Below are 8,863 nucleotides of genomic sequence, written 5' to 3'. Positions count from 1 at the left end.
GGACTAATCGAAGAAGAATCGGAAGCGGGCAATTGAAATTGCGCCTTTGCAAACCAAATCCGCCTTCGCGGACTAATTATTTTTAACATCATTTAAACTCATTTAACTCGTTCCCAGGCTCAGCAGAAGCACCCCACGAAAGCTACCGCCTCCTAGCCAATAAATGTACCGAATAGACACCCTTGCTTACCAGTCGTCTTTAGACGACTTTAGCTATTAGCCAGGGACTTTTAGTCCCTGGCGGGCTAACTATTCTAAGATTTGATGCGAATTTTAATTTCAATTCGACTCAACCAGCGCAGAAAACCGCCTCCTTTCGACTCCCGGTCTTGTTTAACACGGTCTTGAGAATTACCAGCTAACAGATTTTCCAAAATGCCATCCGGTTGCCAAAATGGCTCATTTTCCTCGAGCTTGGGCAAACACTTATCCCGTTCTTGTTCCGCATCTAACTCCCGCAAATCCAAATAAGCTTGTTGGAAAATCGGGTAAAATTCCTCATTGTTTTCCGCCAGGATACGGAGTTGAGAAATTGCCTCCTTGTCCCCCCCTTTTATCCTCTGGGCAATCTCCTGAATGCGATCGCATTGTGCCGCAGGGAGGGGGGACTCGTAGCGCGACAACGCCAGATAAAATGCTTTCAGGGTGAGTTCTGCGGGAGTTCCGGATAAATTCAATTCAGTAGGTTTCATCATCTTGAATCGCCATGCAGGGTGAATCCCGCCCAATAATAAGGATGTTTATAGGGCGGCTCTTTTATTGTATCAAATTTGCCTTGCACTCGTTGGGTTTCCATGTCCAAGAAAAACCGACTGTCTCGGTCCCATTCCTGGGGCAAGTTGGCCAGCAATTCGGCGTAAAATGTCCCCAAGTCGGCATAGGTGGCATTTCGCAGCCAATTCTGCGCCTGCTGCAGGGCGAGGGAAGGGTGGACGCCGCTGTGGAAATGCTGATAAAATACTATTTTCAGAATTGCGCTGGAAATATCTTCCACTCGCCAAAGACTGCTGAGAACATAGCGGGTTTTGTTGGCCAAAAACGCACTGGGAAAGCCGATAAATTCATCGATTAAATCCTTTGTGCCCGTCATGCCGGTTTCGCAGGCGGAAAGGGACACCAGAGAATAGGGAGGTAAGGGGGATAAATCCCACAACGTTCTTAAGGTGAGCCGTTGATTTTCGGGGAGAAGCAAGCAAGAGGCATCGCTTTGGGTGCTATCGTGATAGGCGTGCCCGGTGAAGTGGAAAATATCCGCCCCGGCCCGCAGTTCCTGCTTCACCGTTGCTTCCGTAACCGGTGCGGCGCGCCTGGTGGTATATTCTCGCGAAATCGCCGCCGCCTCAATGGAGGCAAATAGGCTGCGTTCCGGATTTTCCACCAGCAGCAGGGTGGTGGGCGAACCCTCCCCGGCGGGAAACTGCAACCCCACCTGGGCGCTGGGGAGACGGGTGCAGCAGAATCCGGGGAACAAAGACTCTAAGGGTAACAGATGCAAGTCGCGATGGGGAATCAATATCAGACGAGACACATCGGTGAGAAGGGGCAACCACTGCTGCACCTGCAACAGGTGAGAGAGTTCCCCCAGCGCCTCACCCATTGTCTTGCGCCAGGGGATATTCCGCTGCTGCGGGGTTTCCCCCTCCCCTGGGGTCGATGTGCCTTTGCTGGCTTTTCCATACTCGCCATACCCCTCCCGCCACCGGGTCATCCACTGTTCGAACTGCAGGAGTTGGCGGCTGTTTAGAGTTCGCACCTCCATCGGTTCCCCGGATTTCAGCAAGAACGTAGTGAGAGCTACCGGGCTGATATGCCAGTATAGCAAAGCGCGATCGCGATCGAGCAACTGCTGCATGTCTTCGTAGCTGGCGCTGGGAGTTTGCCGCCGATAGCGATTTTGCCGCATCCACTGCAAACATTTGCCCATGCTTGCCAAAATTGCTCCTGGGTGAGTGCTAAAGCGCGGTCATAACAAGCTACCGCTTGCGAGTATTGCCCTAATTCACTGAGGGCGATGCCCTTGCCATTCCAGGCGAGGTGGTAGTTCGGGTCAATCTCGATGGCGCGGTCATAACAAGCTACCGCTTGCGAGTATTGCCCTAAGTCACTGAGGGCGATGCCCTTGCCATTCCAGGCATCGTGGTAGTTCGGGTCAATCTCGATGGCGCGCTCACAACAAGCTACCGCTTGCGAGTATTGCCCTAAGTGACTGAGGGCGTTGCCCTTGCCATTCCAGGCGTCGTGGAAGTTCGGGTCAATCTCGATGGCGCGCTCATAACAAGCTACCGCTTGCGAGTATTGCCCTAAGTCACTGAGGGCGATGCCCTTGCGATTCCAGGCGTCGTGGGAGTTCGGGTCAATCTCGATGGCGCGCTCAAAACAAGCTACCGCTTGCGAGTATTGCCCTAAGTCCCTGAGGGCGGTGCCCTTGCTATTCCAGGCGAGGTAGCAGTTCGGGTCAATCTCGATCGCGCGGTCATAACAAGCTACCGCTTGCGAGTATTGCCCTAGATGATATAGCACCTCACCTTTACATGTCCATAATAATACAGAGTTCGGGTCAATCTCGATCGCCCTATCCAAACAAGCTACCGCTTCTGGAAGCTTCCCGGCCAAGTATAACTGAAGCCCTCGATTGAACCACGCTTTTGCCTCTCCACTGATTTCCAGGTTGACCTTTGGTGAGGTTCCGGGAGGTGGGGGGGGAGGTGGCGGAGGGGGTGGCGGCACTTCTGTCCCCTGCAGCTTCCGCCCCATCTGTCCCGCCAGTTGCGACAGTTCTGCCATATCCAGTTGACTCAGTTGCAGCAGTCGCCGTCCCAGTTCTACATTCGGGGCTTCGGAGTGTTCCAGGGTGCTGCAAAAGTGACGAAACCACTCCAGCAACTCGGCTTCGCGGATGTTGTGGACGATAAAAAAGCCGCGCAGGTGTACGCGACTCGCGCCGTTGTGGACTTGTTCGAGTACCTGCAAAAATACCTGTTCCCACTCCGCATCGGTGCGGGTGGGTTGCGGCGGTTTCCGTGGCGGTGGCGGTTCCGGGGAACCAAACCAGCGCCGCCACAGCCGCACAAGTGCCTGCCATATCCTGCGGAACATCGGCTCCTCTCCTTTGGACTCTGGTTTGTTTAATTATAGGGTGGGCAATGGAAAATAGGCAATTCACTCAGTTCGGGTGCCCATTCGGTACCTGGATTCCCGGGGAGGTGGAGCCTCGCGTGGGTGGTTCCCCGGCTCTAGCCGGGGAACCAGGTAATAGTCTGCAAAGGCGGACTATAGCCGGCTTCGGGCATGGCTTCGCTAAGGTTTGCCCAAGTGCGATTGCGATCGCCCGCTTCAAAATGGCTCAGGTTTGCCTCGGCGGTATTTCAATCCTCCGCAAGAAGGCGCTCCACCTCTTGCCACATCTGGGAAGTGAGTTTTTTTTGTGCTTCACCTGCTGTCTTCAATCGACGCATAATATCCCCACGACTCGGTTCTTCGATGATAGCCTCCAGAGCCTTATATATTTTCTCCTCCGAGTCCACGGGAGAAATCAAACACTCCGGACAGTTGTAGTCATCAAAGAGCATTTGATACTTATGACTCCAGCCGGTACCCAAACAAGGCACGCCTTGAGACAGGGTACTCACCAAGCTATGAAATCTAGACCCGATCGCGATAAAGGAATTGCCCAAAATTCCTTTAATATGTAAAGGGGATGGTTCTTGAATAATTTCCAGGGTTCCTCCCACTCGCTCTTGCAGTTGCAAAGCCAGTTCGTAGTCTTTGCTGGTTTCGTGAATTAACGCAAAGGGTTCGAGTTTTTTTTCGCGGAGAAACTTAATGCAGCACTCCAAAAATTCCAGGTATTTACCTTTAACCTCTTTGCTGGTTCGTTGTACCATGCGATAGTTGGGAACAATGCAAGCCTTCCGCGAATTTGTAGGAAAGTATTCCGGCACTTTTCCCTTAACTAGGTTGGTAAAATCCGGTGCAATTTTGATGAGCGGACAATGCTTTGCCAACTCTTTAATTTCTTGCAGGTATTGATAAGACACCTCATCTCTGGCAAATATCAAGTCGGAATGTTCTAGTATCTGGATAAAAGCGTTTTTAACCCGCTGGGACTTAAACGGTCCAAACGCTTGAGGTAACAAGATAATCTTTTTCCCTTCTTGTTTCCGCCGCGCAATCCGGTTCGCCATGATTTCTATCATCCTGGCTCCCTGTTGTTCGCTATATGTAAACCCAGATGCATCTAAAACCGCCCCCACTTCGTCTGCTGTAATCAGTTTCAAAGAGTGGCGTAATTGTGGCGGTAGCACACCACTAAACCCATTGATAATCGGGCCAAGCGCAGGCACTTTTTCCACATAAGCCCAGGTTAAATGATATAACCCAGTTTCTTCCCTTTGTTTAAAATTTCCCATTCGCAGATGGGCGGCTACGATGTCATTTTTTTCCAAACTAGAAAAATGTTGCACCACCGCATGGGTCATTAATTCGCCGCCTTTATTAATGAAATCTACGCCGAGAATTTCAAATTTCATTTGAGTTATACCTCCGAAGTAAATCCAGTGATTTTTTCTGGGAATAGGGAACCATGCCATCCGGATCGGGATAGCCCACAGAAATGAGCATAATCACCCGCTCATCTGGCTCTAAGTTAAGCAACCTTGACATCCTTTTTTCGTAGGATTCTATATCGGGCCAGTTAATCGGACAAGAACTGAGACCCAAGGTTTCTAACGCATACATAAACGACATCGAAGCCAATGCTGCATCAATATAAATCACATGACGATCTCTTTCTCTAAAATAAGCTCTGAGTTTGCCAACTACGACCACAACAGCCGGGAAATTATGGCTAAACCCTTTCGTTCCGATGGGAACTGATGCCACTGTCTTGACCATTTCGGGTTCATCAAAAATCCGAAATTCAAACGGTTGGCGATTGCAGGCACTTGGCGATTGTGCTGCGACCAAAATTGCGCGATCGATTAAATCCCGGGGAACGGCTTTTTGCAAATACCACCTCACCGATCGCCGTCGATGTGACAGTTGCAAAAACTCTTCATAAGCAACAGGCGGTGGATTGCTCAGTTCTCGCTTATAGGGAATGCGCTTGGTTCCCTCTTGGGATTGACTACAGAGTGCCAAAAATCTATTTTTCGCCCGGTCAATCCCTGGATGAGACGCCACAATACTAAAATAATTGTCTAGCACATCATTCGCCCATTGCAATTCAGGTGCATCCGAAATATCTTTGTTTTTGCTTAACACCGCATACTCGTAACATTCCACGGTTTCCTCAATATAATCAACCGCAAACACATCCCGCCGATTTTTCATAATAATCCCTTTTTCCAGACGATGAATATTTCGCCTTAAGAGATATTGACTCTCTAAACTCGATTGCAGCTCTTCATAATATTTTAGTTTACCATAAATCACCGCCTGATTTTCGCGGCTAAACTTATTGGAAATCAAGGCATAGTAAAACGCACTCAAAACTCTTGACTTCACCACCCAACTCAACACACCTTTTTCGAGTCTATCCGAGATTGACTTGAGGAAGGTGAGACCCGACTCTGGGATGATTGATTTAATTTTGTCTTTCATCGATTAATTCATCCTTGCAACTCTTTAGATTGAGATTGTTTTTTCAATAACTTGACTTTGCCGATATAAAATGGACTCGCTAAAATGCTTAACAGAAGTGCCATTTCACAAGCCGCTACCGTGTCAGTTTTTAGCCGATTAGCGTTTTGCAGAAAGTAAACTAGAGCTTTCCGGGAATCATTAACTAGATAGGTTAAAAATGCCAAAGGTCTTTGCCAAGACTTCAATCTCATCATCCGAATATGATGTCGGTTTAACCCCGCACCACGCACCAGGGAGATTAAATAATCCCGCTCCAATCTCCAAGAAGGTATCTGGTGTTCGAGATTCATGTCCGGGTTGTACCAAATTTCCCATCCGGCATTTTGCAGATAAGATAAAATTTCCATGTCTTCTCCTTTGAGAGACAAGGATTTTCCCGCCGGTCCAGTCAGGAATAAATTTTTGGGAACGCTTTCTTGCCATGCTTTTTTTAAAATAACAATTCCAGCTCCAGGTGGCAAAACGTTTTGCTTGTGTTCGTTATAGCAAAACGCTGTTTTACCTCGTTCGACAACGGCCAAATATACTGCTATTTTTTTGAAATTTTGCGGCGGTTCACCTTCAAATTGACCGTGAATTTGTCCGCCATAAGCACCCGCCTTGGGATGTGATTTCCCAAACGCATACGCCCGTTCAACCCAGTCTGGTGCCGGCAAGTTATCATCATCCAAAAAACCAACGAAAGACCCTTGGGCTTTTTCCATTGCCGTTCGTCTGGCAATTGAGGATCCTTGCCGAGGTTCGAGAAAATACTTGAGAGGAAATTTTTCTTGCCAGTTCGATTGGTAGTCAGCGATTATTTGAGCGGTATTGTCCTGGCTATTGTTATCGACAATGACAATTTCCCAGTCAATTTCTTCGGTGCCTACCTGGATTTTTAGTTTCTCCAAAATCTCAGGCAAACGGTCTGCTGCGTTGTAAGCCCGAATAGCAACTGTAAAATCAACCATAGTTTTGAGCCACTTTTTTCCGATCTAAAATTCCCCCTGTCACCCGGAAGACAAAACAAGCATGTCGGCTTGTTTCATCTGTGCAAAATGATTATCCACTTTTGACGGTTAGCCAGCATGGTTATTTTAGCAAGTCTTACCCAGAAATGCTGAACCTTGAAACAAAAGTTTACATTCAAGAAAAGTAAAGTCCCGAACCCCTCAAAATTCACCCATAAATGCTTAACCGCCTAATCCCATAAATTTAGCTGATTTTCAGGAGAGGGTGGGCTAATTTTGTATTCATCGCACTTGACAAAAATGCAACCCTGTAGTATAGCATCCAATGAGTAAGCTGTTATGCCGTTAAAGCGGGTATGATAGAAATCTCTGTCCAGCTCAATAATCTGGTGGTAAATTCTAGGCAAAAATGCAAGTGAAAATTTTACCACTCGCTAATCCGAACGGGGGTAAATGAAGCGGAGATGGGGAAATATTTTGCCGATAAAAAAATACGATGGTCGAGGGTATCGATAATGCTTTTTCTCGAAAAAGAGGGGAGGATGCGATCGCAGATGGGGCGAACCGCCTCCCGCACCCTACCTTTTCCAAACTTGTGGTTTTTTATACAAAGTAAAAACCACAAGTGATACAATTTACCCATTGCACGAGGGTGGTAGCAGGGGAATGGGTGGGAGCTGAGGGGGGGGAGAGGTTTCCGGAACACCCAGAAAAACGGGTGAAACAACAGCACCAGCTATGGTTTCTTTAACCGACATCTCTCTCCTAGGAGAAAATGAATCGTCAATCAGGCGCATGCGGACCACCGAACAACATCGATTCAATCCTGTCCCCTTCTCTCAGTTTCTTGAGGTAAGTCCATGACATTTATTGCCACAACCCTAACCAGTCTCCTTTCGATTTTAGTTGCCCTTGTCGGGCCAAAATTAGCGGATGAAAAGCAGAGAAACACCATCCGCACGGTGGCGCTGCTCATCGGTATTATTGCGGCGAGTGCTTCCTTATTGAAAACCTTTGCGATTATCCCCACGGGGACGATTGGGGTTTTAGAAGTATTTGGCAAAGTGTCGCAACAAAGTCTATCTCCCGGAGTGCATTGGGTCAATCCCTTCGGGCGGGTGGTGAAATTTTCCACCCGCATGCGCGATATCCGAGAAACCGTCACCGCTACTTCTTCTGAAGGAGTCAGCGTCACCCTAGCAGTGAACCTGCAGTACAAATTAGATCCGAAAGTTGCTGCAGATATTTACGAAACCATCGGCACTGACGAGACGGAAATTGTCACTTCCCGCTTTCGTTCCATTGTTCGCCAAATTACTTCCAACTATTCCGCTAGAGCGGTTTATACGGAAAGCCGCGATGAAGTGACGGCGCAATTGCGCGAACAACTGCGCGCCTCTCTCACGCCGTTGGGATTTGTGGTAGAGGAGGCGCTGTTAACCGATGTGGTGCTTCCGGATACCCTGCAAGCAGCGATCGCAGAAAAGTTGCAAGCGCAGCAGGAGTCTCAGCGGATGCAGTTCATCTTGGAAAAAGAGCGCCAAGAAGCGGAACGCAAGCGGATCGAGGCGGAGGGAATTGCCGATTTCCAGCAAATCGTCGCGGAAGGAATCACCCCGAAGTTCCTGGAGTGGAAGCGGATCGAAGCCACAGATAAGCTGTCGAATTCCGAGAATGCGAAGATTATTTTTATGGGAGATTCCACCCGTGAGGCTCAGTTCCCAGTGACGGTGAAACCCTAGGGAGAATCTAGGGGTTTTCCAGCCGTGGTCACGGTATTGCGGAACGGCGATCGCGGCGTTCCCCCCAGGGGGGGGGAACGAGGAGAAATCGACCCTGGGGGGTGCCGCACCCATCCACTGGGGGAGTAAAATGGTGGATGGAAAATGGTTGGAGGTGAGAATGGACAATACACAAACATGCTATATTGTCAAGCGGCAAGGGGGAACTTGCGATATTGTGCCGATCGCCCAAGTCGAGGACAAGGAAACCCCAGACATCCTGGAAAAATGGGGACCGTTTGATTCCCCGGGAGAAGCGATCGCCCGTCGAGTGGGATTGATTCGGGCGGGGAAATGCAAACCGATGTAATACCATCGCCGCTCAACTAACCGCGATCGGGGTCAATTATTTTGCGGTGCGAGTGGGGGAGGCGGAGCCTCGGGAGGGCCGTTCCCAGGCTGAGCCTGGGAACGAGTCCATCGGGGTCAATTATTTTGCGGCGCGAGTGAGGGAGGCGGAGCCTCGGGAGGGCCGTTCCCAGGCTGAGC

The 8,863-nt window shown here is 49.3% G+C and carries 8 protein-coding genes; 2 read left to right on the top strand and 6 right to left on the bottom strand.

Annotated elements, in window-relative coordinates; translation table 11 throughout:
* Positions 1-254: 254 nt before the first annotated feature.
* The 6 genes from LKK83_RS21975 to hpsE all read right to left on the bottom strand — a co-directional run bounded on the left by LKK83_RS21975 (position 255) and on the right by hpsE (position 6,593).
* The gene (locus tag LKK83_RS21975) at positions 255-695 is read right to left on the bottom strand and encodes a hypothetical protein (RefSeq protein ID WP_324633494.1); all 441 of its coding nucleotides are present in this window, start codon (positions 693-695) and stop codon (positions 255-257) included.
* Positions 692-1,903, bottom strand: a complete 1,212-nt coding sequence (locus tag LKK83_RS21970) for a CHAT domain-containing protein (protein ID WP_324633493.1) — start codon at positions 1,901-1,903, stop codon at positions 692-694. The genes LKK83_RS21975 and LKK83_RS21970 overlap by 4 nt, the downstream gene beginning before the upstream one ends.
* Positions 1,795-3,096: a tetratricopeptide repeat protein gene (locus LKK83_RS21965; protein WP_324633492.1), complete on the bottom strand. Its 1,302-nt coding sequence runs from the start codon at positions 3,094-3,096 to the stop codon at positions 1,795-1,797. The genes LKK83_RS21970 and LKK83_RS21965 overlap by 109 nt, the downstream gene beginning before the upstream one ends.
* A 269-nt stretch (positions 3,097-3,365) precedes the next feature.
* Positions 3,366-4,529, bottom strand: coding sequence for a polysaccharide pyruvyl transferase family protein (locus tag LKK83_RS21960; protein ID WP_324633490.1), 1,164 nt, complete (start codon positions 4,527-4,529; stop codon positions 3,366-3,368).
* Complete coding sequence (locus LKK83_RS21955) at positions 4,519-5,601, bottom strand: nitroreductase family protein (RefSeq protein WP_324633488.1); 1,083 nt, start codon at positions 5,599-5,601, stop codon at positions 4,519-4,521. Before LKK83_RS21955 ends, LKK83_RS21960 begins: the two co-directional genes overlap by 11 nt.
* A gap of 8 nt (positions 5,602-5,609) precedes the next feature.
* The gene (gene hpsE, locus LKK83_RS21950; protein WP_324633487.1) at positions 5,610-6,593 is read right to left on the bottom strand and encodes a hormogonium polysaccharide biosynthesis glycosyltransferase HpsE; all 984 of its coding nucleotides are present in this window, start codon (positions 6,591-6,593) and stop codon (positions 5,610-5,612) included.
* A gap of 860 nt (positions 6,594-7,453) precedes the next feature.
* Between hpsE and LKK83_RS21945 the strand changes: the two genes are divergently transcribed.
* Positions 7,454-8,335, top strand: coding sequence for a prohibitin family protein (locus LKK83_RS21945; protein ID WP_324633486.1), 882 nt, complete (start codon positions 7,454-7,456; stop codon positions 8,333-8,335).
* Positions 8,336-8,495: 160 nt separating this feature from the next.
* Positions 8,496-8,684, top strand: coding sequence for a DDE transposase family protein (locus tag LKK83_RS21940; protein ID WP_324633485.1), 189 nt, complete (start codon positions 8,496-8,498; stop codon positions 8,682-8,684).
* Positions 8,685-8,863 lie beyond the last annotated feature (179 nt).

Origin of the sequence: Phormidium sp. CCY1219, from assembly GCF_035615515.1 — a bacterium.
In the GTDB taxonomy this organism is placed as follows: Bacteria; Cyanobacteriota; Cyanobacteriia; order Cyanobacteriales; family Laspinemataceae; genus CCY1219.
This window is presented reverse-complemented; position numbering and strand designations above follow the sequence as displayed.

What these genes read in the sequence shown, in the direction of transcription:
- LKK83_RS21975 (WP_324633494.1), bottom strand. Translation starts at nt 695, where the DNA reads ATGATGAAACCTACTGAATTGAATTTATCCGGAACTCCCGCAGAACTC.
- LKK83_RS21960 (WP_324633490.1), bottom strand. Translation starts at nt 4,529, where the DNA reads ATGAAATTTGAAATTCTCGGCGTAGATTTCATTAATAAAGGCGGCGAA.
- LKK83_RS21955 (WP_324633488.1), bottom strand. Translation starts at nt 5,601, where the DNA reads ATGAAAGACAAAATTAAATCAATCATCCCAGAGTCGGGTCTCACCTTC.
- LKK83_RS21940 (WP_324633485.1), top strand. Translation starts at nt 8,496, where the DNA reads ATGGACAATACACAAACATGCTATATTGTCAAGCGGCAAGGGGGAACT.
- hpsE (WP_324633487.1), bottom strand. Translation starts at nt 6,593, where the DNA reads ATGGTTGATTTTACAGTTGCTATTCGGGCTTACAACGCAGCAGACCGT.
- LKK83_RS21945 (WP_324633486.1), top strand. Translation starts at nt 7,454, where the DNA reads ATGACATTTATTGCCACAACCCTAACCAGTCTCCTTTCGATTTTAGTT.
- LKK83_RS21965 (WP_324633492.1), bottom strand. Translation starts at nt 3,096, where the DNA reads ATGTTCCGCAGGATATGGCAGGCACTTGTGCGGCTGTGGCGGCGCTGG.
- LKK83_RS21970 (WP_324633493.1), bottom strand. Translation starts at nt 1,903, where the DNA reads ATGCGGCAAAATCGCTATCGGCGGCAAACTCCCAGCGCCAGCTACGAA.